Below are 25,074 nucleotides of genomic sequence, written 5' to 3'. Positions count from 1 at the left end.
AAAATCGCACAATCAAACAATCGGACCGGGGGAAGGACCATGAACCGCGCCAGGATCGCCGCACTCGCCACCTGTCTGACCGCACTCGCCGCGGTTCCGGCCTCAGCAGCGGACTACTCCTCCACCATCTTCTTCGGCGACAGCCTGACCGACAGCGGAGCGTTCCAATCGCTTCTGCCGGTCGGCGGCAAGTTCACCACCAATCCCGGCCCGGTGTGGGCGGAGAGCCTCGCCGGTGCGCTCGGCACCTCCGCCGCCACGGTGGTACGGGGCGGCACCGACTATGCGGTCGGCGGGGCGCGGGTGAACACGTCGGTCGGCGTGCCGGCGACCGGCCCGACGGCGCTGGCGCCCAGCGTGGCGACGCAGATCTCCGGCTATCTCGCCTCCACCGGCGGGCGGGCCGATCCGAATGCGCTCTACACCGTCTGGGGCGGCGCCAACGACATCCTTGCGTCGCTGAGCAGCCCGGCAACCGCCCAGGCGACGGTGACGCAGGCGGCATCCGATCTGGTGACGCAGGTGGCCCGGCTGCGGGCCGCCGGTGCACGCACCATCCTGGTGCCGACGGTGCCCGACATCGGCTCCACTCCGTTCGGGCGAACTCAGGGCACCACCGCGGCCGGGCAGATCTCGCAACTGGTCGGCGGCTATAACCAGCTGGTCACACTGGGGCTGGCCAATGCCGGCGTCTCGGTCATCCCGATCGACACCTATTCCCTGCTGCGGGCCGCGGTGGCGAATCCGACGTCCTTCGGTTTCACCAACGTGACGGGAACCGCCTGCACCACCAGCAGTTCGCTGCTCTGCACCTCCGCCACCCTGGTGACGCCGAACGCGGCGGAGAGCTACCTGTTTGCCGATGGCGTCCATCCGACGACCGCCGGGCATCGCGCCGTGTCCGATTTCGTGCTGAACGCGCTGACGGCGCCGGGCAATGTCGCGCAGCTTGCCGAATCGCCTTTGCGGACGCGCGACCGGGTGACCGCGACGATCCTCGCCCAGGCGGCGACCAGCCTGTGGAGCCGCAAGCCCGGCGAGGCCGGCGCCTGGATCAGCGGCGGAGCAGGGCGCCTGACCAGCGACCGCACCGGCGATCCCGGCGCCGGCGGGCAGGCGGAGGTGCGCGGCACGCCGCTGTCGGTCAGCATCGGCATCGACAAGCGCTTCGGCGAAAACCTGCTGCTGGGCGTGGCCGGTACGCTGTCGCACTATCGCGGCAGCTTTTCCACCGGCGGCGATTACAAGCAGCGCGACTATGTGCTGAGCGGCTACGGCGTCTACCGCATGGGCGGCGCCTTCGTGAACGGTGTCGGGTCCTTCGGCTTCACCGATTACGACCTGCGCCGCGGTGTCACCATCAACGGCACCGACCATTCGACCGGCGGCAACACCGATGGCATCAACGCTTCCTTCGGTGTCGAGGGTGGCTACGACTTCACCATGGGCGGCCTGACCCACGGTCCGGTGCTCGGCCTGCGCTACCAGCATGTGGAGGTGGAAGGCTTCAGCGAGGACAGCAGCCTGTTCGGCTTCACCTACCGGTCGCAGACCCGCAATTCGCTGGTCGGCAGCGTCGGCTATCAGGCGGCCTATGATTTCGGCAGCGTCCTGCCCTATGCCAAGGTGACGCTGAACCGTGAGTTCAAGGACGACCAGCGCAGCATCACGGTGGAAAGCCGCAGCATCTCCACGCTGGCCTACGACGTGGCGGTGGCGAAGCCGGATCGCAGCTATGTCGATCTGATGGCCGGTGCGTCCTTCCGGCTGGCGGCGTCGGTGACCGGAACGCTCGGCCTGAATGCCCGGTTGGGTGACGAGGACCGCCGCGACTATGGCGGCTTCGTCGGTCTCAGCGTCGGCTTCTGACCAAAGGCGGGATGACCGGGGCCAAGTCCGCTCCATATCAGGGGCGGATTTGCCAACGGGAGGATAAGAACGCGATGTCCGATGTGATGATCGATGCCGCCGACGGCGGCCGCTTCTCGGCTTATGTCGCCGAACCCACTGTTACCCCGGCCGGCGGATTGGTGGTGATCCAGGAGATCTTCGGCGTCAACGCGGTGATGCGCGAACTGTGCGACTGGTACGCCTCGCAGGGCTTCCTGGCGGTGTGCCCCGACCTGTTCTGGCGCCAGCAGCCGGGCGTGCAGTTGACCGACAAGACGCAGGAGGAATGGAACCAGGCCTTCGCCCTGATGAACGGCATGCACCAGGACAAGGCGGTGGATGACCTGAAGGCTGCGCTCGCCTGGGTGCGCGGGCAGGAGGGCTGCACCGGCAAGGCCGGCAGCGTCGGCTACTGCCTGGGCGGCCGGCTGGCCTTCATGATGGCGACGCGGTCGGACGCGGACGCCAATGTCGGCTATTACGGCGTCGGGCTGGAAGGGCTGCTGGGCGAGGCCGACAGGATCGCAAAGCCGCTGCTTCTGCATGTGGCCGAGAACGACAAGTTCTCCAGCCCCGACAAGCGTGACGCCCTGCTGGCCGGCGTGAAGGGCAACAAGTGGGTGACCGCCAAGGTCTATCCCGGCATGGACCACGCCTTCGCCCGGCCGGGCGGCGAGCATTACGACCCGGACGCGGCCGACGAGGCGAACCGGCTGACGGTGGAGTTCTTCCGGACGCATCTGGGGTGATTGCCCCCACCTAACCTCCCCCGCTGGGCGGGGGAGGGTTAGGGGGGGCATTCGGCAGGCGCCTAAGTGGCTTGCAGCTCTCGGCGCCGCCCGCCATTGACCATCCCCCCATTTAATGGGATGCAAAGGCCCACGGGCGCCGTTTCGCCCGTTTTCGTTTTGGAGCACTCCGATGACCACGCCGCGCGCCGTTCAGATCGGCGACCTGACCATTGCCAACGACCGCCCCTTCGTCCTGATCGCCGGCCCCTGCCAAATGGAAAGCCGCGACCATGCGCTGGAGACCGCGTCCGCGCTGGTGGAGATGACCAAGGCGCTGGGCATGGGGCTGATCTACAAGTCGAGCTTCGACAAGGCCAACCGCACCTCCATCACCACCGCGCGCGGTCTGGGCATGGACAAGGCTCTGCCGATCTTCGCGGAAATCCGCGAGCGCTTCGGCTGCCCGGTCATCACCGACGTGCATGAGTCCATCCAGTGCGCCCCGGTCGCCGAGGCGGTGGACGTGCTGCAGATCCCGGCCTTCCTCTGCCGGCAGACCGACCTGCTGGTTGCCGCCGCGGAGACCGGCCGGGCCGTCAACGTCAAGAAAGGCCAGTTCCTGGCGCCGTGGGACATGAAGAATGTCGCCGCCAAGCTGGTCGCTTCGGGCAATGAACGCGTGCTGCTGTGCGAGCGCGGCGCCAGCTTCGGCTACAACACTCTGGTCTCGGACATGCGCTCCCTGCCGATCATGGCGGAGACCGGCTTCCCGGTGGTGTTCGACGCCACCCACTCCGTCCAACAGCCGGGCGGGCAGGGTACGACCTCGGGCGGGCAGCGTGAATTCGTTCCGGTTCTGGCGCGCGCCGCCATCGCGGTCGGCGTCGCCGCCGTCTTCATGGAAACGCACGAGAACCCGGACTGCGCGCCCAGCGACGGCCCCAACATGGTCCCGCTGACGGACATGCCGGCACTGCTGGCGAAGCTGCAGGCTTTCGACCGTCTGGCGAAGTCCTAAAAACGCTTAATTTGGCAGCGAAGCGGCGCCGTGCTTGACTGGCGCCTCTTCCACTTCAGCCGTTCGGGGACGAGCATGACGTTCGGTCGGGGTTTTCGGGGTGCCGTCATGGCGCTCCTGCTGCTGGTGGCCGCCTTTCCGGCGGTGGCGCTGGAAAGCTTCCAGAAGTCCAAGCTGACCGTGGAGACGGCGGGCGGCGGCAAGTTCCGCTTCACCGTCGAACTGGCCTTGACCCCGGGCCAGCAGGCGCAGGGCCTGATGTACCGCCAGTCGATGCCGGCCGATGCCGGAATGCTGTTCGTCTACGACCGGGTGCAACCGGCCAGCTTCTGGATGAAGAACACGCTGATCCCCCTGGACATGCTGTTCATCGCCGCCGATGGCCGCATCGTGAACATCCATGAGCGTGCGGTGCCGGAATCGCTGGATTCCGTCAGTTCCGACGGCCCGGTCAAGGCGATCCTGGAATTGAACGGCGGCATGGCGTCACGGCTGGGCATCCGCCCCGGCGACCGCGTGGTGTCCCCCGACATCACGAAACCGTAAACGGAAAGACGATCCCCCGCACATGACTTTCGCTTAAACTCTCCCAGATTGATCGCGCGGGGTATTGCGCAGAGGGCAGGAATGGCGAGGGGAGCAGGCAGGCGGGCGGCGATCATGATCGGGGTGGCGCTCAGCGCCGCGGCCGGCCTGTCCGCCTATGTCGTGCTGGCGCGCGCCGAGCCTGGACCGTCCTACCGGCTGGCAAGGGTCGAGCAGGGGGCACTGGTCAGTGCCATCAGCGCAACCGGCACTATGAGCGCCCTGGTGACGGTGGAGGTCAGCTCCCAACTCTCCGGCCAGATCGCTGAGCTCTATGCCGATTTCAACAGCCGCGTCACCAGCGGCCAGATCCTTGCCCGCCTGAACGGCGACCAACTCGCCGCACGACTGGCCCAGGCCGGCGCCGACGTCGATTCCGCCAAAGCGTCCCTGATCCAGCAGCAGGCCCTGCAAGACAAGGCGCGGGCGGACCTTGCCAGCGCCAAGGCCAGCGTTGCCAATGCCGACGCCCAGATCCTGCGTGCCGACCTTGCCCAGCGCGATGCGGAGCGCGATCTGCGGCGCAGGCGCGACCTGCAGGGCCGCGGGGTGGTGGCTGCCGCAGACCTCGAAAAGGCGGAAACCGCGGCCCACAGCGCACAGGCGCAACTGGTCGCCGCCCGCGCCCAGAAACGGCAGGCGGAAGCGGCCGAGGCATCGGCCCAGGCCTCGCTCGCCGTCGCCGCCGCGCAGGTGGAAGTCGCCCGCGCACAGGTGGCGCAGCGCGAGGCCGCCCTGCAGTTGGTCCGCGTCGACCTGAACCGCTCCGTCATCCGTTCCCCCATCGATGGGGTGGTGGTGAACCGGGCGGTCAGCACCGGCCAAACGGTGGCGGCCAGCCTGTCCGCCCCCACCCTGTTCACCATCGCCCAGGATCTGCGGCAGATGGAGGTGCTGGCCAACATCGACGAGGCCGACATCGGCCGGGTGCGCGAAGGCATGCCGGTGCGCTTCACCGTGAACGCCTTCCCCGGCGACAGCTTCACCGGCCGGGTTGCCCAGGTGCGGCTGGCGCCGAAGGAGGATCTGACCGTCGTCACCTACATCGTCGTCATCACGGTCGAGAACCCGGAACTGCGGCTGCTGCCGGGCATGACCGCCAATCTGCGCATCACGGTGGACGAGCGCCCATCGGCGGTGAAGCTGCCCAACGCCGCCCTGCGCTTCCGCCCGCCGGGCGTGGAGATGGCGGTCGATGCGCCGGCCCCCACCACCGGCGGTCCGAACGGAGGCCGCGGCGCCGCGGCGCTGGAGGCCGCAGCCAAGCGGGTGATGGACGGGCTGAAGCTGGACGAGGGCAAGCGCCGCGACATCGTCGCCCTGGTCGCCGAGGCGCGCGAGCGCTTCACCGCGCTGGACGCCGAAGGCGGCGATCCCGAGCGCCGCCGGGTCGAGGCGAATGCCATCCGCACCACGACCCTGGAAAGAATTGCCGCTCTGCTGGAGCCTGCGCAGCGCGACCGCTTCGATGCGCTGGTGGAGCCCGGCCGGGCGGCTGAGGCCGCGCGCACCGTCTGGGTTCTCGGCCCCGGCAACGGCAGCCCTGTCGGCGTGCCGGTCCGGCTCGGCATCGGCGACGGCAGCTTTACGGAGGTGGTGTCCGGCGATCTGCGCGCCGGGCAGGAGGTCATCACCGGCATCCTGTCCCCCGACCGCGACACCCGCCGGGGACCGCGTCTTGGGTTTTGATCCTCCCCTGCCGCTGATCGCCGTCGAGAACCTCTCCCGCCGCTACCGGATGGGGCCGCAGACCGTTCATGCGCTGGACGACGTCACCGTCGCCATCGGTCGCGGCGAGTTCGTAGCGGTCATGGGGCCGTCCGGATCCGGCAAATCCACCTTCATGAACCTGCTGGGTTGTCTGGACCGTCCTGATGCCGGCCATTACCGCCTGGACGGGCGGGAGGTCGCCGGCCTCTCCTCCGACGCGCTGGCGGCGGTGCGGAACCGCAGCATCGGCTTCGTTTTCCAGTCCTTCAACCTGCTGCCGCGGCAGACGGCGCTCGCCAATGTCATGCTGCCGATGGTCTATGCCGGCGTCGGCCATGCCGAGCGGGCGGAGCGGGCGCTGGCCGCGCTCGACGCGGTGGGTTTGCGGGAGCGGGCAGGCCATCGACCGACCCAGCTTTCCGGCGGTCAGCAGCAGCGTGTCGCCATCGCCCGCGCCCTGGTCAACGACCCGCTCCTGCTTCTGGCCGACGAGCCGACCGGGGCGCTCGACAGCGCAACCAGCTTGGAGATCATCGCCCTGTTCCAGCGGCTGAACCGCCGCGGCATCACCGTGGTTCTGGTGACCCACGAACCGGAGGTGGCGCGCTTCGCCACCCGTGTCCTGCAGTTTCGCGACGGCCGGCTGATCGACGACCTGCGCCAGGATGCGGAGGTGGCGGCATGACGGCGTGGGACGCCCTGCGCGCGGCGTTGGATTCGCTGCGGGCGAACCCTCTGCGCAGCGCGCTGACCATGCTGGGCATCGTCATTGGTGTCGCCGCGGTGATCGCCATGGTGGCGGTCGGAGCCGGTGCGCGGGACCAGGTTCTGCGCCAGATCGCCAGCCTCGGCACCAACCTGATCATGGTTGGGCAGGGCAGCATCGTCCGCAGCGGGGTGAAGCTGGGCGCCGGCACCGCATCGACGCTGACGGAAGATGATGCGCTTGCGGTACTGACCGAGATTCCCGGCGTGGTGGTGACGGCGCCTTCGGTGCGCTGGGATTTGCAGATCGTCGCCGGCAACCAGAATTGGGGCACGGTGCTGTTCGGCATCACGCCCGACTACATGGACGCCCGCGACTGGAGCGTGGCGACCGGCCGGGGCTTGTCGGACGAGGATGTGGCCCAGGCCAACAAGGTGGTCGTGCTGGGCCAGACGGTGGTGCGCAACCTGTTCGGCGGCGGCGATCCCATCGGCGAGCCGGTCCGCGTCTTTTCCACGCCGCTGACCGTCGTCGGCGTGCTGGCGGAGAAGGGCCAGAACACCCAGGGACAGGACCAGGACGACGTCATCTTCGTGCCGCTGTCCACCGCCAAGCGCAACATTCCGGGAATGGCGAAGAGTAACCCGCGCTTCATCCACACCATGGTGGTGAAGATGCGGGACGGCGCCGACATGGCGGAGGCGCAGGCCCAGATCCGCGACCTGCTGCGCCAGCGCCACCGGCTGATTCCCGGCCAGGACGACGATTTCTGGATGCGCGACCTGTCGGAGGTGTCGGCGACCCGCGATGCCTCCTCGCGCGCCCTGTCCTTCCTGCTGGCGGCGGTGGCGGCGGTGTCGCTTCTGGTCGGCGGCATCGGCATCATGAACATCATGCTGGTGTCGGTGACCGAGCGCACGCGGGAGATCGGGCTGCGGCTCGCCATCGGGGCGCGGCGGCGCGACATCCTGGTGCAGTTCCTGATCGAATCGACCACCCTGTCGCTGATCGGCGCCGCGGTGGGGGTGGCGCTGGGCATCGCGACCGCCATGGGAGTGGCCGCCCTTGCCGGCTGGCCGACCTTGATCCGGATCGACTCCGTCGTGCTGGCAGTGGTGGTCAGCGGGCTGATCGGCGTCTTCTTTGGCCTCTACCCGGCCCGGCGGGCGGCGCTGCTCAATCCCATCGAGGCGCTGCGGCACGAATAGCCGCGAAGTCGGCCGCCGCATCGCCAGCCAAGGCCACCATCCGCGCGTCGCTGCGCGCAAGCCACAGTGCCGCACGGGCGATCCATGCCGCCTCCCTCGGCGCGGCGAGCAACCCGTGCTGCCGTTCCGCCACCACCCGTGCCAGCGCCAGGACGGAGGTCGCGGCATGCCGCTTGGCGAGGTCGATCTGTCCGATGGCGGGATCTAGGGTCGCGCGCAGGGGACCGCCGCCCATCGGCGCCACGACATCCACCGCCGCACTGGTACGAAGCAGGCGATGGGCAAGGTCGACCGCCGCGCGCCGGTCCGGCCGGTCGCCCAGGTCGGGCAGGAAGAGGGCGACAACGAGCGGGGCAGGGGGGAGCGACGGCAACGAATGGACCCGAAAATCTGTTGAAGGGATGGTGTTTAGCGACCGAACGCCGCACCGGATGTCCGGCACGGCAGGCGGGATGGAGAAAGACCGCGAAAACGGTGCGCCCTTCGCTTGCCGTGGGCGTGGCGTTCGTGTATCTCACATCGCGGCGACGGGGCGTAGCGCAGTCTGGTCAGCGCGCCAGTTTTGGGTACTGGAGGCCCCCGGTTCGAATCCGGGCGCCCCGACCATCGCCGAGGGACATCACCGCGTCCAAGCCGTAAGCGCCAGGACGCAACCGCAGCATTTGGGGAGACGAGCGAGCCATGAACGTCCGGATCTATCAGCCGAGCAAGACGGCCATGCAGTCCGGCCGGGCCAAGACTCACCGTTGGATGCTGGATTACGAGATTGAGACTCCGCGCCGTCCGGAGCCGCTGATGGGCTGGACCAGCTCCGGCGACACGCTGAACCAGGTGCGCCTGTCCTTCGAGACGAAGGAAGAGGCGATTGCGTTCGCGGAGCGCGAGGGCTGGAACTACACCGTTCAGGAAGCGCCGGTCCGCCGCGTCCGTCCGCGCAACTACGCCGACAATTTCCGCACCGACCGTCCGCGCTTCTGATCGCGTACCCGGCATAAGGCCCCATAGCTCAGTTGGATAGAGCAGCCGCCTTCTAAGCGGCAGGTCGCTGGTTCGAATCCAGCTGGGGTCGCCATCTCGGCAAGCAAATCCAGAACAAGAAAAAGCCCCGCTCCGGCGGGGCTTTTTGCGTTGACCCGATCAAATTCCGGACTCCTGGTCCTAGCTTTTGGCGGGTCGAGGCTGGAGTGTACGCCACCGGCCGGTATGGCGTGAGGCTGGCGTATTCCCAAGCCGCCATATGCGTCCCGCAGAGCCGCTTGGAGCATTCCGGTGCCCCCGCCTCCAACACCTCTAAACCCATTTACGGCGCTCCCGGACCCTTCGCCTGTGGCTGCGGCACGGCGTCCCGGGCAAGCGCGCGGCTTCGTGCCCCAAAATGCTCCCCGGAACGCAGAAGGGGCCGCCGAAGCGACCCCTTGAGGAAGGCTAGAGCCTTGAATTGGTTGGTGATCCGGGTGGGATTCGAACCCACGGCCACATGATTAAAAGTCACGTGCTCTACCGACTGAGCTACCGGATCATCCAGCGTGGCGGTGGGAAACTGGCCCCCGCCGGAAGTGGGCGCACCATAGAAAGACGCGCCCGAAAGGTCAACCATGGGCTTGATGGCGAATGCAGGATTTTGCCATCAAGCCCGCCCATCAAGACCATGGTGTCAGGATCAGGTCTGGTTGGTCGTCGGTGTGGTGCCGTTGCCGGCCTCCAGCGCGAAGCGCTCGGCCAGACGCTCTGCAACGCGGGGAGAAACGAAGTGGCGGATGTCGCCGCCCAGACGCCCGATCTCCTTCACGAAGCGGGAGGAGATGAACTGGTGCTTCTCCGACGACATCAGGAAGATCGTCTCGACCTTCGGGTTCAGCCGCGCGTTCATGCCCGCCATCTGGAACTCGTATTCGAAGTCCGAGACGGCGCGCAAGCCGCGGATGATGACTCTGGCGTTCATCTCGATGGCGAAATGCATCAGCAGATTGTCGAACGCCCGCACCTCGATGCTGGCCCCGCCGGCGTTCAACGCGGCCACGTCCTCGCGAACCATGGCGACCCGCTCGTCGGTGGAGTAGAGCGGCCCTTTGCCGGCATTCCGGGCAACGCCGATGATCAGGTGGTCGACCTGACGGGCGGCGCGCTGGATGATGTCCATGTGACCGTTGGTGATCGGATCGAAGGTGCCGGGATAGACACCGATTCGACGACCCTGGCTGGTCTCGGTCTGGCTGGTCGCCATGGGTTCCCCTTTAGGCCCGTCCGTTATTCGTTCGGCGCGGCGGCGCTGCCGGCATCGCCGACGGAACCGTCCGAACCGTTGGCGTCACCGCCGGTCTCAACGCCCGTGTCGACACCAGTCTCCCCGGCGCCGTTCTCGCCCACACCATTTTCGCCGTCTTCCTCGGCGATGGTGGCGACGGAGACCACGCGCTCTTCCGCCCCCACGCGGAACAGCGTGACGCCCAGCGTCTTCCGGCCCGCCACCCGCACGTCGTGCAGGGGCATGCGGATCACCTGGCCGCCATTGGTCACCATCATCACCTGATGGTTCGATTCGACCGGGAAGGCGGCGACGATGGACCCGTTGCGCTCGCCCATCTCCATGTTCCAGATGCCCTGGCCCCCGCGACCGGCGGTGCGATACTCGTAGGACGAGCTGCGCTTGCCATAGCCGCGGTCGGAGACGGTCAGAATATACTGCTCCTTCTGTTTCAGTTCTTCGTACCGCTCCTGCGTCAGGGTGACGCTGTCCGCCGGTACCTCATCGGCTTCCGGCGCGGCCTCACCCTCCATCTCCAGCCCTTCGTCGCGCTTCATCTTGAAGAAGGCGGCGCGCTCCTCGGGCGTGGCGTCGACATGGGTCAGGATCGACAGCGACACCACCTCGTCCCCGTCGGCCAGCTTGATGCCGCGAACGCCGGTGGAGGTGCGGCCGGCGAAGACGCGCACATCGTCCACGGGGAAGCGGATGCACTTGCCGCCACGGGTCGCCAGCAGGACGTCGTGTTCCGCCTCAGAGCAGGTGTGGACGCCGATCAGCCGCTCGCCTTCCTCTTCCAGCTTCATGGCGATCAGGCCGTTGGAGCGAATGTTGGCGAAGTCCGACATGCGGTTGCGGCGCACGTTGCCCCTCGACGTGGCGAAAACGACGTGCAGATCGGCCCAGGCGGCCTCGTCCTCCGGCAACGGCAGGACGGTGGTGATGGTTTCCCCGTCGATCAGCGGCAGCAGGTTGACGAAGGCCTTGCCGCGCGCCTGCGGGTTGCCCAGCGGCAGGCGGTAGACCTTCAGTTTGTAGACCATGCCGCGGTTCGAGAAGAGCAGCAACGGCGTGTGGGTGTTGGCGACGAACAGGTCGCTGACCGCGTCCTCCGCCTTCATCGACATGCCGGCGCGGCCCTTGCCGCCGCGCTTCTGCGCCCGATAGGTCGACAGCGGCACCCGCTTCACATAGCCGGACTGGCTGACCGTGACGACCATGTCCTCGCGCTGGATCAGGTCCTCGATGTCGGCCTCGAACTCCAGATCCTGGATTTCGGTGCGGCGCGGATTGCCGAACCGCTCCTTCATCTCCACCAGCTCGTCGCGCAGGATGCCCATCAGCTTCGGACGGTTGGCGAGCGTGGCGAGGAAGTCGGCGATCTGGTCGGTGACGTCGGTCAGCTCGGCGCCGATCTTGTCGCGCTCCAGCCCGGTCAGGCGGTGCAGACGCAGGTCGAGGATGGCACGGGCCTGGACTTCGGACAGGCGGTAGGTGTTCTGCGGGCTGACGCCGCGGCCGGGCTCGTCGATCAGCTCGATCAGCGGACCGACGTCATGAACCGGCCATTCGCGGTTCATGATCTCCTCGCGCGCCCAGACCGGATCGGGGGCGCTGCGGATCAGTTGGATCATCGCGTCGAGGTTGGCGACGGCGACCGCCAGACCGACCAAGGTGTGCGCCCGCTCGCGAGCCTTGCCCAGCAGGAACTCGGTCCGGCGGGTGATGACCTGCTCGCGGAAGCGGATGAAGGCGGCGATGATCTGAAGCAGATTCATCAGCTCCGGACGACCGCCGTTCAGCGCCAGCATGTTGACGCCGAAGGAGGTCTGGAGCTGGGTGTGGCGGAACAGCTGCGCCAGCACCACGTCCGGCACCGCGTCGCGCTTCAGCTCGATCACCACGCGCACGCCGTCGCGGTCCGATTCGTCGCGCAGGTCGGAGATGCCCTCGATGATCTTGTCGTTCACGACCTCGCCGATGCGTTCCATCAGCTTGGCCTTGTTGACCTGATACGGGATCTCGGTCGCGACGATGGCGGTGCGGTCCTTGCGCACCTCCTCGAAATGGGTCTTGGCGCGCAGGATGACCGAGCCGCGCCCCTGCAGAAGGGCCGCGCGGCTGCCCGACCGGCCGAGGATCAGGCCACCCGTCGGGAAATCGGGGCCGGGCACATGCTCCATCAACTCGTCGAGCGTGACATCGGGGTTGTCGATGTAGGCGCAGCAGGCGTCGATCACCTCGCCCAGATTGTGGGGCGGGATGTTGGTCGCCATGCCGACGGCGATGCCGCCGGCGCCGTTCACCAGCAGGTTCGGGAATCGGGCGGGGACGACGGTCGGCTCGCGGCCCGAATCGTCGTAGCTCGCCTGGAAGTCGATGGTGTCCTTGTCGATGTCGTCCAGCAGCGCTTCCGCCGCCTTGGCCAGACGCGCCTCGGTGTAGCGCATCGCCGCGGCCGGATCGCCGTCCATCGAACCGAAATTGCCCTGACCGTCGATCAGCGGCAGGCGCATTGAGAAGTCCTGCGCCATGCGGACCATGGCGTCGTAGATCGCGCTGTCGCCGTGCGGGTGGTATTTACCCATCACGTCGCCGACGATGCGCGCCGACTTCTTATAGGGCTTGGTCGAGTCGTACCCGCCCTCCTTCATCGCGTAGAGGATGCGCCGGTGCACCGGCTTCAGCCCGTCGCGGACGTCGGGCAGGGCACGGCTCACGATCACGCTCATCGCGTAGTCGAGATACGATTTCCGCATCTCGTCTTCGATGTTGATCGGCGCGATGTCGGAGGCGGGAGGAAGGGGCGTATTGCTCAAGCAGGACACTCATTCTTCGAATGCGCCGCCGCTTTAGGAATCCGCGGCAGTCACTGGCCTTGCGGGCCGAAGGTTTTGCCCAGGAAATATAGCAACTCTCGCAATTGCACACAACGATTCGGGGCCGAAAAGCCGGCTCAGCGCCGGCTCAAACGCGCGAATCGCAGTGACAGGATCGTTACCGATACCAGGCTGGCGATCAGGATTCCCTCGAAAAGCCCATGGGCGCCGTGGCCGAGACCGAAAACGAGGAACGCCGACACCGGAATCATCACCACCGCGTAGGAGAAGAAGTGCAGCGCGGTCGGGACCCAGGCGTCATGCCGGCCGCGCAGCGCGTTCGCCATCACCGTCTGGCCACCGTCGGCGATCAGGATCCAGGCGGCGAAGGCGATCAGCGGCACCACGGCCTCCAGCAGTTCGGGGTCGTTGGTGTAGATGGCGCCCAGCGCCTCGGGCAGGCTGCGGTAGAGGATGCCGACGCAGGCCAGGATGGCGCTGGTGACGCCCAGCCCGGTCCAGCCCGCCAGCACCATGTCGCTGCGGTCGCCACGGCCATAGGCCACGCCCACCCGCACCGCGGTCGCCGAGGCCAGCCCGACCGCCGCCATGAAGGGCAGGGCGGTCAGGTTCAGACCCACCGTGTAGGCGGCCAGCGCCAGCGGGGAGATCATGCCGGCGAACAGCCCGAGCGCGGCGAAGGCACCGCTCTCCACCCCGATGCTGAGCCCGGCGGCATAGCCGAGATGGCGCTGGCGCGCCGCGCCGCTCCACCAGTCGGACACCGGCAGCCGGACCTGCCAGCGGTCATGGCCGCGCATCCACCAGACATAGGCGACCAGCCCGAGCCCCATGCCCCAGCGCACGATGGAGGTCGCCCAGGCGGACCCGACGGCGCCCAGCGGCTCCATCCCGAGATGGCCCCAGACAAGCGCCCAGGCGAGGGCGGCGTTGACGACGTTGCCGATCACCATGGCGACCATGCCCGGCAGCGGCCGCTTGATGCCCTCCAGGAAGAAGCCGGTGGTGATGTACAGCATCATGCCGGGTGCACCGAGCCCGAGCACCGCCAGCACATGGGCGCCGCCCGCCGCCATGTCCGGCGTCTGGCCGCCGGCCTGAAACAGCGGATCGCCCAGCAGCGAGACCAGCGCGAACAGCACGCCCAGCAGCAGCGCGTAGGGAACGGACCGGCGCCATGCCCGCCCGCACTCCGCATCGTTGCCGGCGCCGAAGGCATGGGCGGTGATCATCACCGTGCCCATCAGCAGGCCGACGCCGGTGCCGACCATGATGTTGCCCGGCAGATGGGCCAGCCCGTAATAGGCCAGTTCCTGCGCCGAATAGCGGCCGACGATGGCCGTGTCGACCGCCATCATCACCATCAGCCCGGCGCGGGAGACGATGACCGGCGCCGCCAGCCGCAGCAGCTCGCCGATGTGGGCGGCGAGGCGCGCGCGCAAGGGCTCGGGCGTGGGCAGGGTGGCGGTGCTCATGACGGGACCTGTGTCGGCATTGGGGATGGCGGCCTGGGCCGCGCCGCCGGACCGTACTGGCTGGCTGGAAAGCGGGCAGGCTGCGCAAAAGCCGGTCATCTTGCCCGGTGGGCGTACCGCGTCAAGGTTTTCGGGCGCCTCGAAAGGACCGTTGCATTCCCTGCATGGCCGGAGGGGCATCCGCGGAACCAAGCCGCCGCAGCCCCGTTGTCAGAAACAGAGACGAACGACGCCCGGACAGCCACTCATCCCCCCTTCACACCGGAGAGACGCCATGCACCACGCCAAGAACCGCCGGCAGCGCGCCACCGCCCGCGCCATCCCGTTCCCCGCGCGTGAACTGGTGATCCTGACCTTCCTGATGGCGCTGGCGGCAATGCTGACCGGCTGCAACACGGTGGAAGGCGCCGGGCAGGATGTGCAGGCCGGCGGCCGGGCGATTGAACGGACGGCCGATTGAGCCGTTATCCCAGGGATATCCCTGATCCAGGAGTTTCCGAATGAGCGATCCGCAGAAGCCGTCCACTCCCGGCGAGATTCCGCCGCCGTCCAATCCGAACCCGCCGCAGCCCGGCCGGCCGACCACGCCCGATCCCTATCCGGTGCCCGACAACCCCGACGTGCTGCCGGAAATCCCGCCGCCGGCCGACGAGCCGATGCCGGGCATGCCGAATCCGACGACTGCATGATGGGGCGGCGTTAAACACCCACCCCGACCCTCCCCCGCTCTCAGCGGACCTACGGTCCGCCTGCCGCGTCAGCACAAAGCGTAGCTTTGTGCGAGAGCTGGGCGGGGGAGGGAGTGAACACTTGTCCAGGAAGGGCAGCGGCAGTTCCCTCCTCCGCCCAGCGGGGGAGGGGTAGGGTGGGGGCGTCGGCGAATGCTGGCTGTCAACCCGCCTCCGCCATCACCGTCGCCGAGACCCATTGCTCGACACGCTCGGCGACCGATTGCCAGTCCTGTTCCAGCATCATCGCGTGCCCCATTCCCGGCATGAAGACCGGCTGGGTACATAGCGCCATGGCGGTGGCGATCACCTCCGCGCGCGGAAACAGGAGATCCTCCTCCGCACCCATCACCATCACCGGCGTTTCGCGCGGCGGCAGCACGGGGAAGGGGATCCAGCCGCCGATGTCCAGCAGGACCCGGCGCGACTCCTCCTGCAGATAGGCCTCATACTTGGCGGCCTCGTCGCGCGGCATCTTGTCGGAGAACATCGCCCGGCGGATTGCGTCCGGATCGATGGCCTTCTCGCCGAAGGTGGTCAGCATCGCCATCTGCTGGAACACATAAGGCGACCGCCAGGCCAGCCCCATGGTGGAGGACCACAGGCCGTAGGGCGGGGCGGAAGCCATCAGCACGCCGCCGGCGAAGCGGCGCTTGGCCAACGCGCGCTGCACCACCATGCCGCCCATGGAATGGCCGATCAGCACCGGCGGCGACGACAGGCCGTCCGTCGCCTGCAGCACGTCGTCCACATAATCGGCGATGCCGAACTCATGCAGACGGTCGCGCCCCTCGCTGTTGCCATGGCCGCGCAGGGAGACGGCATGCGCCTCCCACCCGCGTGCGGCGAACCAGGGCAGGAACTTGGCATCCCAGATCCAAGCGCCGCTGAAGGCACCATGGACGAACAGGAGCGGCGGCGCCTTGGGCGTTCCGGTGGGACGGCGGCTGATGATTTCCAGGGTGGGCATCGGATCGCAGGTTGTGATTTCGCAGTGCGATAAGCATGGTGGGCGAGGCGCCGCCTGTCCAGCCGCGGCCCCTTCAACCCTGATCCGCAACCCTGATCTGTCAGGGGACTTGCACAGTTTGACGCAGCCCACCCGGTTTGCGACAGTCCGGACCCGCAAAGCCAATCCGGAGACCGCCCGTGCCGAAACCGCCGGTCATCGATCCAGCCGCCCTGACCGCCGACACCGGCGCCACCGACTATCCGCAGCCCTTCCGGGCGCAGGTGGCCGGGCGGCACAGGGTTGCGCTTGGCGATCCGCTGGGGCTCACCAATTTCGGCGTCAACCTGACCCGGCTGGCGCCCGGCGCGTCGTCGGCTCTGCGCCATTGGCACAGCCGCCAGGACGAGTTCGTCTATGTGGTGGAAGGCGAGCTGACCCTGGTCACCGACGCGGGCGAGACCCTGCTGACCGCCGGCATGTGCGCCGGCTTCCCGCATGGCGTCGCCGACGGCCACCGACTGATCAACCGCAGCAGCCGGCCGGCAAGCTACCTGGAGGTCGGCGACCGCAGCGGCGGTGACGAAATCGATTATTCCGACGAGGACATGGTCTGGCGCGACGGCGCCTATCGCCACCGCGACGGGACGACCTGGGAATGACGGCTGGGGGAATGAATGCAGACCTGACCCTGGTTCTCGGCGGCGCCCGCTCCGGCAAGAGCCGCTATGCCGAGGGGCTGGTGACGGCGCTTGGCGGGCCGCGCGTCTACATCGCCACCTCGCAAATCTGGGACGCGGAGATGGCGGAGCGGGTGGCGAAGCACCGCGACGACCGCGGCCCGAATTGGACGACGGTGGAGGAGCCGCGCGACCTGACCGGTGCGCTCCGCCGCCACGCCGCTGCCGGCACCGGCGTGCTGGTCGACTGCCTTACCCTGTGGCTGACCAACCTGATGATGGCGGAGGCCGACATCGCTGCGCAAACCGCGGCGCTGGTGGAGCTTCTGCCGACGCTGCCAGGCCGGGTGGTCCTGGTCTCCAACGAGGTCGGGCTCGGCATCGTGCCTGACAACGCGTTGGCGCGCCGCTTCCGCGACCATGCCGGCCGCCTGCACCAATCCATCGCGGCCGTTGCGCCGCACGTCGTGCTGACCGTCGCCGGTCTGCCGATGTTCGTGAAGGGAACCCCAGCATGACCGACAATACGGTCGATACCGACGAGCTGAACCGCCGCCATGCCGAGAAGATGAAGCGGCGCAAGGCGTTGCAGGAGCGGGCGCTCGCGTCCAAGACGGTGGAGAAGGGCCTGCTGATGGTCCACACCGGCAAGGGCAAGGGCAAGTCGACCGCCGCCTTCGGCCTGATGATGCGCGCCGTCGGCCACGGCATGCGCGTAGGCATGGTGCAGTTCGTCAAAGGCGCCTGGTCCACCGGCGAGACGGTGGCGCTGGAGCGCTTCGAGGATCTGGTCGATTTCCACACGATGGGCGAAGGCTTCACCTGGGACACCCAGGACCGCGCCCGCGACATCGCCGCCGCCGAGGCCGCCTGGGCCAAGGCCAAGGAACTGATGGCCGACCCGCGCTATCGCCTGATCGTACTGGACGAGCTGAACATCGTGCTGCGCATGGACTACCTGCCGCTGGACGAGGTGCTGGCGACACTGGCCGCCCGCCGGCCGGACCTGCATGTCTGCATCACCGGCCGCAATGCCAAGCCGGAACTGATCGCCGCCGCCGACCTCGTCACCGAGATGACGCTGGTCAAGCACCCGTTCGAGGCCGGGGTCAAGGCCCAGGCCGGCATCGAGTTCTAAGGCCATGCCATCGCGCGCGATCATGCTGCAGGGCACCGGCTCCGACGTCGGCAAGTCGCTGCTGGTGGCGGGACTGTGCCGGGCGCTGGTGCGGCGCGGGCTGACCGTCCGGCCGTTCAAGCCGCAGAACATGTCCAACAACGCCGCGGTCACGGCGGACGGCGGCGAGATCGGCCGCGCGCAGGCGCTGCAGGCGCGTGCCTGCGGCGTGGTGCCCAGCGTCCACATGAACCCGGTGCTGCTGAAGCCGCAGTCGGACATCGGCGCCCAAGTGGTGGTGCGTGGCGTGGTGGTGGGCACCGCACGCGCCGCCGACTATCAGGCGCGCAAGCGCGAATTGCTGGGCACCGTCCTGGACAGTTTCGAGCGGCTCAAGGCCGAGGCCGATATCGTGGTGGTGGAAGGCGCCGGCAGCCCGGCCGAGGTCAATCTGCGGGCTGGAGACATCGCCAACATGGGCTTCGCCACCGCCGCGGACGTGCCGGTTCTGCTGGTCGGCGACATCGACCGCGGCGGGGTGATCGCCAGTCTGGTGGGCACCCACGCACTTCTACCGAGATCTGAGCAGGAGCGGATCAAGGGCTTTCTCATCAACAAGTTCCGCGGCGATGTTCGCCTGTTCGATGAAGGGCTGCGGATCATCGAGAGCCACACCGGCTGGCGTGGGTTCGGCGTGGTGCCCTGGCTGAAGGAGGCGGCGACCCTGCCGGCGGAGGATGCGGTTGCGCTCGACCGGCCGCGTGCTGCGGGTGACGGAGCGTTGCGCGTGGTCGTGCCGATGCTGTCGCGGATCGCCAACTTCGACGACTTCGATCCGTTGGCGCAGGAGCCCGGCGTCGCCCTGACCATGGTACGCCCGGGCCAGCCGCTGCCGGGCAATGCTGATATGGTGATCCTGCCCGGCACCAAGGCGACCATCGCCGATCTTGCCTTCCTGCGGGCGCAGGGCTGGGACATCGACCTGCTGGCCCACTGGCGGCGCGGCGGCCGCGTGCTGGGGATCTGCGGCGGCTATCAGATGTTGGGGCGGCGGATTGCCGATCCGGACGGCATCGAAGGCCCGCCGGGCGAGGCCACGGGGCTTGGCCTGCTGGATGTCGAGACGGTGCTGAAAGGCCCGAAGGTGCTGGAGGAAGCCCGCGGGCGTGAGCGCCGCACCGGCGCGGCGGTGGCGGGCTACGAGATGCACATGGGCCGGACCGATGGACCGGACCGGGCACGGCCGATGCTGGAGCTTGCGGGCGGCGTGACGGACGGCGCGGAGTCGGCCGACGGGCGCGTCGCCGGCTGCTACCTGCACGGGCTTTTCGGCGCCGACGGCTTTCGCGCGGCGTATCTGCAGGCGATGGGCGGCGGGTCGGAGCTGGCCTACGGGGTGGCCGTCGAGCGGGCGCTCGACGCGGTCGCGGATCGTCTGGAGAGCGTGGTGGATGTGGACGGACTTCTGGCGGTGGCGGAGGGGGCGTAAGGAAGGCGTTACGCCCCCATCCCTCCCCAGCCCTCGGTCGACCAAAGGCCGGTCCGATCGCAGGCGAGGGATTGGAGCTTTGTCGGCGTAAGGCGGCAGTCTCCTCACCCGCCCAGCGGGGGGGGGGATTAAGGTGGGGGTCTAACTCCGCATTAGACGTGTGCTACACGTTTACCCCCCGCATCCCCTCCGCCGTATAGCGGTGGCCTGCCGCCACGCCCGGCGGCAGAGCATCACTCAGCGCCTTCACCTCTGCCTCGGTCAGCGTCACCGCGGCGGCGCCGACATTCTCCTCCAGATATTTGATCCGCTTGGTCCCCGGGATCGGCAGGATCTCCGGTCCCTGTGCCAGCAGCCACGCCAGCGCCACCTGCCCCGGCGTGCAGCCCTTCGGCGCCGCCAGCGCCTTCACCTGCTCGACCAGAGCCAGGTTGCGGTCGAAGTTGTCCCCGGCGAAGCGCGGTGCGATTCGGCGAAAGTCGTTTTCGGCGAACTGATCGGGGCTGCTGACGGCACCGGTCAGCATGCCGCGGCCCAGCGGGGCATAGGCGACCAAGGAGATCCCCAACTCCCGGCAGGCCGGCAGAACCGCATCCTCCATGTCGCGGGTCCACAAAGAATATTCGCTCTGCACCGCGGCGATAGCGTGGACGGCATGAGCGCGGCGCAGGGTGGCGGCCGACACCTCCGACAGGCCGAGCGCGCGGACCTTGCCGGCCTTCACGAGATCGGCCATGGCGCCGACCGTCTCCTCCACCGGGATGTCCGGGTTCAGGCGGTGGGCGTAGTAGAGGTCGATGGTCTCAACCCCCAGTCGCTTCAGCGAGGCGTCGCAGGCCTGCGCCACATAGGCCGGGCTGGTGTCGATGCGGCGGGCGTATTCGCCGGGTTGGCGGACGATGCCGAACTTCGTGGCGATCACCACCCGGTCGCGCTTGCCGGCCAGGAAGCGCGCGAGAAGCGACTCGTTGTGGCCGCCGCCGTACATGTCGGCGGTGTCGTAATGGGTGACACCCAGTTCGAACGCCCGTTCCAACGTTGCCAACGACTGGGCGTCGTCGGTCGGTCCGTAGAACTCCGACATGCCCATGCAGCCGAGGCCGATTTCGGAAACCGAGAGAATGCTGCCGATGTTGCGCTGTTTCATCGCTTTACCCCTCCCGTGCCGCGGCCGGGCGGATTACCCTGGGAGCCTGCGGCAGCAAATACACTACACGGTGCAGTGTACTTGGTGGCCGGTGAATGTCAATGTCTCGGGAGGGGGATGCTGTGCGCGGTTCGGCGAAGCGGGATGCGGTGGTGGAGGCAGCGACCCGCGCCTTCCTGACCCACGGGTATGAGGCGTCGTCGATGGACGCCATCGCCGCCGACGCCAACGTGTCAAAGCGCACCGTCTACAATCATTTCCCAGGCAAGCGGGAGCTGTTCCAGGCCGTCGTCTCTGGCCTGTATGAGGGGTTCCACAGCGACGGCGACCAGACCCTTCGCCATGACCAGCCGCCGGAGCAGGCGCTTCCCGCCTTCCTCAGGTCGCTGCTGGTGCATATGGGCCGTCCGGAGGTGCGCGGGCTGCTGCGCCTCGTCATCGCCGAGCATCAGCGCTTTCCCGAGCTGTCGCAGATTTATCTGGAAGGCGGGAAGGGACAGGCCTATGCGCTGCTCGACGATTATATCGCCGCCCAGCATGCGCGCGGGCGACTGAACGCCCCCGATCCGCATGTGGCGGCGACCCAGTTGATGGGCGGCCTGAAGGAGGTGCTGTTCTGGCCGACCATGCTGGGACTGCCGGTCACCGCCGATCCGGAGCGGGTGATCGCCGAGTCGGTGGCGGCGCTGGTGCGGGCCTACGGCACGGCGCTGGTCAGCGGTCGCGAAGGTCCGACGGGTTGACGCCGACAGCGGTGCGGATGCGCCGGGCGAAGTGGGACCGGTTGGTGTAGCCGCAGGCCTCCGCCGCCTCCTGCACGCTCAGCCCCTCGCGTTCCAGAAGATCGCGGGCATGGGCGACGCGCTCCTCGACCAGGATGCTGCGGACCGAGCAGCCCTCCTCGGACAGACGGCGGCGTAGCGTGCCGGTGCTGAGGTTGAGCGCGTCGGCGACGGCATCCGCCGTCCAGGCGGTGTCGGGCCGGGTACGCAGCAGTTGGCGCACCGCATCGGCGGTGCCGGTCGGCGCGACGGGACCCAGCCACCAGACGCCGTCTTCCAGCAGCGCAAGAAGCACCTCCATGCAGCGATGCTCGGCCAGCTTGGGCGGCAGCGGCGGATCGGCGATAAGGCCGGTGGCGGCGTGGTGAATGGCGTCGGCCAGGGACTGTGTGAGGGTGACATGCCAGTCGCCTGGCCGGGCGCGCGGTGAGAGCCCCTCGCTGCCGTGCGCGCGCAGCAGGCGCCGCACCATTTCCGCCGGGAATTCCAGCACCAGGGCGCGATAGCCGCCAGCGGTGCCGGGATTGTTCACCACCGATCCGCTCCAGCCCGGCGGCAGCAGCATGGCCGTGCCGGCGGGGAAACGACGGGTGGTGCCGGAGGCGTCGGTCAGTTCCTTGACCCCCTCCAGCACGGCGATCAAGGCGGTGCGCTCGATCCGCACCTCCGCCAGCCTCTCGCAGTCATGAGCGACGAAAGCCCACAGCTCCGGCCGGTGCGGACGGTCGCCCGCGCCGGGACGTTGGTCACGGGCGACGAAGCGGGACAGGCGGGCGAGGAGGTCTGGACCCATGGGCGCCATCCTATGTCGGTGGCCGGCAGTCGAGCAACGGCCGTAGCGGGCGAATCGGCTTTATGAGAACTCGGAGGAATCGACCCTCTAGAGCCCTTCTCCCCTTGCGGGGCGGGATCGGCCAAACGCCAACGGCGTTTTGCCGACCCGCGGGTTGGGATGAGGGGGCAAGCGGCTGAAAGCCGCTGGAAGCCATAGGTTTGAACTCCCCTCACCCCAACCCCTCTCCCACAAGGGGAGAGGGGCTAGCAGAACTCCTCCGAAGGGTATTATCGCAGTCCCGTCATCGGCCGTAGCGGGCGGTCAGCGTCGCCTTCGCCAGCGTGGCGGCGTTCAGGTTGAAGCCGACCATGGCGCCCGAGGCATCGGCCGGCAGGGGCAGGCTGTCCACCTTCAGCGCGTGAACAGTGACGACATAGCGATGGGGCGTGTCGCCCTGCGGCGGGCAGGGGCCGCCATAGCCCGTGGTGCCGAAGTCGGTGCGGCTCTGTACCGCTCCGGCAGGCAACATCGGCTTTGCCGGATCGCCGGCGCCGGCGGGCAGGTCGCGGATGTCGGCCGGGAGGTTGAACAGCACCCAGTGCCACCAGCCGCTGCCGGTCGGGGCGTCGGGGTCATAGATGGTGACAGCGAGGCTGCGGGTGCCGGTCGGTGGCTCGGTCCAGCTCAAGGCCGGCGACCGGTTGCCGCCGCTGCAGCCGAATCCGGCGAAGACGTTGCGTTCCGGAATCGGCGACGCTTCGGTGAAGTCCGGGCTGCGCAGCTCGAAGGCGGCAGCGGGAGCGGCGGCCAGCAGCAGGGCGGCCAGCACGGCCGGGCGGGCGAAACATGTGGGGGTCATTGGGGCGTCTCCGCTGGGTGGGATGCCCCCGACGATAAAGGGCCGCGGATCGCTCCGCGGCCCCGGACGGCTCAAAGATGGCTCCGAACTGCTCAGCCTTGCTTGAGCAGCTTCGCGGCGTCCACCGCGCCATAGGTCAGGATGGCGTCGCAGCCGGCGCGCTTGAAGCCCATCAGGGTCTCCAGCAGGGCCTTGTCGTAGTTCAGCCAGCCATTGGCCGATGCGGCGCGCAGCATCGCGTATTCGCCCGACACATGATAGGCGAAGGTCGGAACCGCGAACTGGTCCTTCACCCGGCGGATGATGTCGAGATAAGGCAGGCCCGGCTTCACCATCACCATGTCCGCCCCCTCCTGCAGGTCGCAGGCGACCTCGCGCAGGGCTTCGTCGGTATTGGCGGGGTTCATCTGATAGGTGGTCTTGTCGCCCTTCAGGAACCCGCCGGAGTTCACCGCGTCGCGGAACGGGCCGTAGAAGGCGGAGGCATATTTCGCGGCATAGGAGCAGACGCGGGTCAGATGGTAGCCGTCCTTGTCGAGCGCATCACGGATGGCGCCGATGCGGCCGTCCATCATGTCGGACGGGGCGACGATGTCGACGCCGGCCTCCGCCTGCGACAGGGCTTGGCGGATCAGGACGTCGACGGTCTCGTCGTTCTGGATGTATCCGTCGCGCAGGAGGCCGTCATGGCCGTGGCTGGTGTAGGGGTCCAGCGCCACGTCGCCCAGGATGCCGACTTCCGGCGCCGCCGCCTTGACCGCGCGGATGGCGCGGTTCATCAGGTTTTCCGGGTTGTAGGCCTCCGCCGCGTCTTCCGACTTACCATCCGAGCCGACGACCGGGAACAGGGCGATGCAGGGAATGCCGAGCGATCCGGCCGACGCCACCGCTTCGCACAGCAGGTCGATGGTCAGGCGCTCCACGCCGGGCATGGAGGCGACGGGCTCCCGACGGTTCTCGCCCTCGATGACGAAGACCGGCCAGATCAGATCGTCGACGGTCAGCGTGTTCTCGGCGACCAGACGGCGGGTCCAGGCGTCGGCGCGGTTGCGGCGCAGACGGGTGCGCGGGAAGGCGGCGGGGAGGGAGATCGGCATCGGGAAGACCATGCACTTAGAACGAGTGCGGCGATCCTACGCCTTCCCGCATAGTGAACTCAAGCCATGGGGGCGCCCGCGGTCCTTTGGGATGGGCCGGCAGCCTTGCGCAGGCCTCATGCCCTGTCCCGTTCGTGCCCTCTTGAAAGGCGGTCGGCCGTTTCCCAGGCTGCGGCGACCGGGTCGCCGGTCGCGGGACGGAATCCGGTGTCCTGTGCCTGCAGGGTCCAGCGGTGTCCCTGCTTGCGGTAGGTGGACACCAGTCCGCCGGTGAAGGCCGCGCCCTCCCACGACCGCACTTCGAAGGTCACGGTTGGCTGTTCGACGGTGATCAGGTTGTAGGCGTTGGTCTCGTTCCGCAGCCGGGTGGAGGTCGCGGTGGAGGCCTGGGCCACCAGGATCGAGCGGGCGATCTGGGTGTGGAAGCTCATGATGTCGCCGGAATAGGCCTTGTGCAGATGGCCGGCCAGAAGCAGGTCGACGCCGCAGCTCTCCAGCGCCGGCAGGGCCAGCTTGTGGCGTCCGACCAGCTGGGTCTTCGGCAGGTCCGGCGGCGGCAGGAAGGGATGATGGGTGAACAGCACCTTGAACACGGTGTCAGGCATGCCGCAGAACACCTCGCGCACGCGGGCGATCTGGTGGCGGTTCATCCGCCCTTCGGAGAAATCCATGATGACCGGACGGGCGGTGTTGATGCCCAGCACGGCTATCTCGTTGTCGATATGCAGCGGGCTGAAATCGCTGGTGATGTAGCGCCGGTAATGGCCGAACGGGTCGGTGAAGCGCTTGAACACATTATAGACCGGGATGTCATGATTTCCCGGTACGGCCATGTAGGGAAAGGGTAATTTCTGCAGGAAGGCTCGTGCCTCCTCGAAGTGGCGTGCTTTCGCCCGCTGTACGAAATCGCCGGAGATGACGATCAGGTCGGGTGCCTGGGCCGTCAGATCGGCCAGCAGGCCGTCGACCACACGGGGGTCGATTCGCCCGAAATGCAGGTCGGAAATGTGAGCGAGCCGTTTCACGCCAGCTTCATCCTTTCT

At 68.0% G+C, this 25,074-nt stretch carries 25 protein-coding genes and 3 tRNA genes; 17 read left to right on the top strand and 11 right to left on the bottom strand.

What is annotated here, in order from left to right; translation table 11 throughout:
- Positions 1-39: 39 nt before the first annotated feature.
- The 7 genes from J2Y49_RS07945 (at position 40) to J2Y49_RS07915 (ending at position 7,848) form a co-directional block, all read left to right on the top strand.
- Positions 40-1,869 carry an autotransporter domain-containing protein gene (locus J2Y49_RS07945; RefSeq protein ID WP_310113870.1) on the top strand — a complete coding sequence of 610 codons (1,830 nt, stop codon included), beginning with the start codon at positions 40-42 and terminating at the stop codon, positions 1,867-1,869.
- A gap of 74 nt (positions 1,870-1,943) precedes the next feature.
- Positions 1,944-2,639 (top strand): dienelactone hydrolase family protein, encoded by a 696-nt coding sequence (locus tag J2Y49_RS07940; RefSeq protein WP_310113868.1) that lies wholly within the window; start codon positions 1,944-1,946, stop codon positions 2,637-2,639.
- 172 nt (positions 2,640-2,811) lie between these two features.
- Positions 2,812-3,639: a 3-deoxy-8-phosphooctulonate synthase gene (gene kdsA, locus J2Y49_RS07935; RefSeq protein WP_310113867.1), complete on the top strand. Its 828-nt coding sequence runs from the start codon at positions 2,812-2,814 to the stop codon at positions 3,637-3,639.
- A 108-nt stretch (positions 3,640-3,747) separates the two neighbouring features.
- Positions 3,748-4,185 carry a DUF192 domain-containing protein gene (locus tag J2Y49_RS07930; RefSeq protein ID WP_310113866.1) on the top strand — a complete coding sequence of 146 codons (438 nt, stop codon included), beginning with the start codon at positions 3,748-3,750 and terminating at the stop codon, positions 4,183-4,185.
- An 81-nt stretch (positions 4,186-4,266) separates the two neighbouring features.
- Positions 4,267-5,913: an efflux RND transporter periplasmic adaptor subunit gene (locus tag J2Y49_RS07925; protein WP_310113864.1), complete on the top strand. Its 1,647-nt coding sequence runs from the start codon at positions 4,267-4,269 to the stop codon at positions 5,911-5,913.
- Positions 5,903-6,619 (top strand): ABC transporter ATP-binding protein, encoded by a 717-nt coding sequence (locus J2Y49_RS07920; RefSeq protein WP_310113862.1) that lies wholly within the window; start codon positions 5,903-5,905, stop codon positions 6,617-6,619. Before J2Y49_RS07925 ends, J2Y49_RS07920 begins: the two co-directional genes overlap by 11 nt.
- Positions 6,616-7,848, top strand: coding sequence for an ABC transporter permease (locus tag J2Y49_RS07915; RefSeq protein ID WP_310113861.1), 1,233 nt, complete (start codon positions 6,616-6,618; stop codon positions 7,846-7,848). The genes J2Y49_RS07920 and J2Y49_RS07915 overlap by 4 nt, the downstream gene beginning before the upstream one ends.
- Here the strand turns inward: J2Y49_RS07915 and J2Y49_RS07910 are convergent.
- Positions 7,817-8,221 (bottom strand): hypothetical protein, encoded by a 405-nt coding sequence (locus J2Y49_RS07910; RefSeq protein WP_310113860.1) that lies wholly within the window; start codon positions 8,219-8,221, stop codon positions 7,817-7,819. The genes J2Y49_RS07915 and J2Y49_RS07910 overlap by 32 nt on opposite strands.
- Before the next feature lie 155 nt (positions 8,222-8,376).
- On the opposite strand from J2Y49_RS07910, the gene J2Y49_RS07905 reads away from it, so the two are divergent.
- The 3 genes from J2Y49_RS07905 to J2Y49_RS07895 all read left to right on the top strand — a co-directional run bounded on the left by J2Y49_RS07905 (position 8,377) and on the right by J2Y49_RS07895 (position 8,920).
- Positions 8,377-8,454: transfer RNA gene (locus tag J2Y49_RS07905), tRNA-Pro, on the top strand.
- A gap of 75 nt (positions 8,455-8,529) precedes the next feature.
- Complete coding sequence (locus J2Y49_RS07900; RefSeq protein ID WP_014247573.1) at positions 8,530-8,826, top strand: ETC complex I subunit; 297 nt, start codon at positions 8,530-8,532, stop codon at positions 8,824-8,826.
- Positions 8,827-8,843: 17 nt separating this feature from the next.
- Positions 8,844-8,920 (top strand) — tRNA-Arg (locus J2Y49_RS07895).
- Positions 8,921-9,291: 371 nt separating this feature from the next.
- On the opposite strand, the gene J2Y49_RS07890 is transcribed toward J2Y49_RS07895, so the two are convergent.
- From J2Y49_RS07890 to J2Y49_RS07875, 4 genes are all read right to left on the bottom strand, one after another.
- Positions 9,292-9,367, bottom strand: a tRNA-Lys gene (locus tag J2Y49_RS07890).
- A gap of 141 nt (positions 9,368-9,508) precedes the next feature.
- Positions 9,509-10,072 carry a pantetheine-phosphate adenylyltransferase gene (coaD, locus tag J2Y49_RS07885; RefSeq protein ID WP_310113857.1) on the bottom strand — a complete coding sequence of 188 codons (564 nt, stop codon included), beginning with the start codon at positions 10,070-10,072 and terminating at the stop codon, positions 9,509-9,511.
- 23 nt (positions 10,073-10,095) lie between these two features.
- Positions 10,096-12,912, bottom strand: a complete 2,817-nt coding sequence (gene gyrA, locus J2Y49_RS07880) for a DNA gyrase subunit A (RefSeq protein WP_310113855.1) — start codon at positions 12,910-12,912, stop codon at positions 10,096-10,098.
- Positions 12,913-13,049: 137 nt separating this feature from the next.
- Positions 13,050-14,408, bottom strand: a complete 1,359-nt coding sequence (locus J2Y49_RS07875; protein ID WP_310113853.1) for an MATE family efflux transporter — start codon at positions 14,406-14,408, stop codon at positions 13,050-13,052.
- A 274-nt stretch (positions 14,409-14,682) separates the two neighbouring features.
- On the opposite strand from J2Y49_RS07875, the gene J2Y49_RS07870 reads away from it, so the two are divergent.
- Entirely contained in the window at positions 14,683-14,868 is a 186-nt protein-coding gene (locus J2Y49_RS07870; RefSeq protein WP_310113851.1) for an entericidin A/B family lipoprotein, read from the top strand.
- 40 nt (positions 14,869-14,908) lie between these two features.
- Complete coding sequence (locus J2Y49_RS07865) at positions 14,909-15,097, top strand: hypothetical protein (protein WP_310113849.1); 189 nt, start codon at positions 14,909-14,911, stop codon at positions 15,095-15,097.
- Positions 15,098-15,299: 202 nt separating this feature from the next.
- Here the strand turns inward: J2Y49_RS07865 and J2Y49_RS07860 are convergent, their stop codons facing one another.
- The gene (locus J2Y49_RS07860; RefSeq protein ID WP_310113846.1) at positions 15,300-16,106 is read right to left on the bottom strand and encodes an alpha/beta fold hydrolase; all 807 of its coding nucleotides are present in this window, start codon (positions 16,104-16,106) and stop codon (positions 15,300-15,302) included.
- 179 nt (positions 16,107-16,285) lie between these two features.
- Here J2Y49_RS07860 and J2Y49_RS07855 point away from each other — a divergent pair, with 179 nt between their 5' ends.
- From J2Y49_RS07855 to J2Y49_RS07840, 4 genes are read left to right on the top strand one after another with little or no spacing between them, the layout of a single operon-like run.
- Entirely contained in the window at positions 16,286-16,747 is a 462-nt protein-coding gene (locus J2Y49_RS07855; protein WP_310113844.1) for a cupin domain-containing protein, read from the top strand.
- An 11-nt stretch (positions 16,748-16,758) separates the two neighbouring features.
- Positions 16,759-17,283: a bifunctional adenosylcobinamide kinase/adenosylcobinamide-phosphate guanylyltransferase gene (gene cobU / locus J2Y49_RS07850; protein ID WP_310113842.1), complete on the top strand. Its 525-nt coding sequence runs from the start codon at positions 16,759-16,761 to the stop codon at positions 17,281-17,283.
- Entirely contained in the window at positions 17,280-17,903 is a 624-nt protein-coding gene (gene cobO / locus J2Y49_RS07845; RefSeq protein ID WP_310113839.1) for a cob(I)yrinic acid a,c-diamide adenosyltransferase, read from the top strand. The genes cobU and cobO overlap by 4 nt, the downstream gene beginning before the upstream one ends.
- Positions 17,904-17,907: 4 nt before the next feature.
- Positions 17,908-19,371: a cobyric acid synthase gene (locus J2Y49_RS07840; RefSeq protein WP_310113837.1), complete on the top strand. Its 1,464-nt coding sequence runs from the start codon at positions 17,908-17,910 to the stop codon at positions 19,369-19,371.
- Between the two features lie 163 nt (positions 19,372-19,534).
- On the opposite strand, the gene J2Y49_RS07835 is transcribed toward J2Y49_RS07840, so the two are convergent.
- Positions 19,535-20,518 carry an aldo/keto reductase gene (locus J2Y49_RS07835; protein WP_310113834.1) on the bottom strand — a complete coding sequence of 328 codons (984 nt, stop codon included), beginning with the start codon at positions 20,516-20,518 and terminating at the stop codon, positions 19,535-19,537.
- A gap of 122 nt (positions 20,519-20,640) precedes the next feature.
- Here J2Y49_RS07835 and J2Y49_RS07830 point away from each other — a divergent pair, with 122 nt between their 5' ends.
- Complete coding sequence (locus J2Y49_RS07830) at positions 20,641-21,261, top strand: TetR/AcrR family transcriptional regulator (RefSeq protein ID WP_310113832.1); 621 nt, start codon at positions 20,641-20,643, stop codon at positions 21,259-21,261.
- Here the strand turns inward: J2Y49_RS07830 and J2Y49_RS07825 are convergent.
- From J2Y49_RS07825 to J2Y49_RS07810, 4 genes are all read right to left on the bottom strand, one after another.
- Positions 21,233-22,093, bottom strand: coding sequence for a helix-turn-helix domain-containing protein (locus tag J2Y49_RS07825; RefSeq protein WP_310113830.1), 861 nt, complete (start codon positions 22,091-22,093; stop codon positions 21,233-21,235). The two genes, J2Y49_RS07830 and J2Y49_RS07825, sit on opposite strands and share 29 nt — an antisense overlap.
- A gap of 283 nt (positions 22,094-22,376) precedes the next feature.
- Positions 22,377-22,934, bottom strand: a complete 558-nt coding sequence (locus J2Y49_RS07820; RefSeq protein WP_310113828.1) for a YbhB/YbcL family Raf kinase inhibitor-like protein — start codon at positions 22,932-22,934, stop codon at positions 22,377-22,379.
- 92 nt (positions 22,935-23,026) lie between these two features.
- Complete coding sequence (hemB, locus tag J2Y49_RS07815) at positions 23,027-24,031, bottom strand: porphobilinogen synthase (RefSeq protein ID WP_310113827.1); 1,005 nt, start codon at positions 24,029-24,031, stop codon at positions 23,027-23,029.
- A gap of 116 nt (positions 24,032-24,147) precedes the next feature.
- Positions 24,148-25,056 carry a metallophosphoesterase gene (locus J2Y49_RS07810; protein ID WP_310113825.1) on the bottom strand — a complete coding sequence of 303 codons (909 nt, stop codon included), beginning with the start codon at positions 25,054-25,056 and terminating at the stop codon, positions 24,148-24,150.
- Positions 25,057-25,074: the final 18 nt, after the last annotated feature.

This window comes from Azospirillum sp. BE72 (assembly GCF_031455875.1).
GTDB lineage: Bacteria > Pseudomonadota > Alphaproteobacteria > Azospirillales > Azospirillaceae > Azospirillum.
This window is presented reverse-complemented; position numbering and strand designations above follow the sequence as displayed.